We start from the raw sequence: 1,346 nt of genomic DNA on the forward strand, positions 1-1,346 counted from the left end.
GCAGTTAGGCTTCGTTTGAGGCTTGAAAGACTGGAGACACTAAGGCTCCAGTCGGTCCCATGGCTCTTGCAAGCAGACACGTAAATTCCGGAGGAAATTTCATTATCTAAGAATTACCAATACGACTTAACAAAGAACCATTTATCTTTGCTTTTCGATGCTCTTCATAAAACGAATTAAAAAAAGAATTGGAGAAAAAATAATGAAACAATTTCAACTTGTTGCAACTGCAGCTAGCGGTATAGAAGCCTTAGTTGGGAAAGAGTTACGTGGCATGGGTTATGAATGCCAAGTAGAAAACGGCAAAGTCTTATTTACAGGTACGGAGAAAGACATTGCTCAAACAAACTTGTGGTTAAGAACTGCTGATCGAGTAAAGATCATTGTAGGAGAATTTGACGCTTATGAGTTTGATGAACTGTTTGAAAAGACAAAAGCATTGCCTTGGGAAGATTATTTGCCAATGGATGCTAATTTTCCAGTAGCGGGCAAATCAATCAAGTCGACTCTTTACAGTGTGTCTGATTGTCAAGCATTAGTAAAAAAAGCTATCGTGGATCGTTTGAGCGAAGTTTATCATCGCCGGACGAGATTACCTGAAACTGGAGCCTTGTATCAATTAGAAGTTGCGCTATTAAAAGACAAAGTAACTTTGACATTAGACACTACCGGGCCTAGTTTATTTAAACGCGGTTATCGAATCGCTAAGGGTGGGGCGCCATTAAAAGAAAATATGGCAGCAGCATTGATCTCGCTGACAACTTGGCGCAAAGATCGGCCGTTTTATGATCCAGTTTGTGGTTCAGGAACACTTCCAATCGAAGCTGCATTGATTGGCCGGAATATTGCACCGGGTCTTAACCGTAGTTTTTCTTTTGAGGAATGGGAATGGTTTGATCAATCGATTTTGAAAGAAGTGCGTTCGGAAGCCAAAGCAGCAATCGATCATGAAATTGAATTAGATATCGTAGGAACCGATATTGACGCTAAAATGATTGAAATAGCCAAACAAAATGCAATCGAAGCTGGAGTAGGAGATAGTGTTGTATTTAAACAAATGCAATTAGCAGACTTTACAACAGAGAAAGAATATGGTGTTATTCTGGCTAACCCTCCTTATGGCGAACGTTTAGGTGAAGAAGAAGAAATCCAAGCGCTCTACAAGCAAATGGGTAAAGTTTATCGGCCTTTAAAAACTTGGAGCAAATACATTCTAACAAGTGATTTAACTTTTGAAACACATTACGGTGAACGAGCAACGAAAAAACGCAAATTATACAATGGCGCTCTCAGAACCGATTTATTTCAATATTGGGGAACTCGCCCGCCGCGTGTGCCAAAAAAAT

Annotated in this window: 1 protein-coding gene; it reads left to right on the forward strand. The window is 39.9% G+C overall.

Going from position 1 to position 1,346, the window contains the following annotated elements:
• Positions 1-202 precede the first annotated feature (202 nt).
• Positions 203-1,346: class I SAM-dependent RNA methyltransferase (locus RT405_RS01700; RefSeq protein ID WP_313467032.1), on the forward strand; the 1,144-nt coding region annotated here is incomplete at its 3' end.

The organism is Carnobacterium sp. (assembly GCF_032094055.1).
GTDB lineage: Bacteria > Bacillota > Bacilli > Lactobacillales > Carnobacteriaceae > Carnobacterium_A.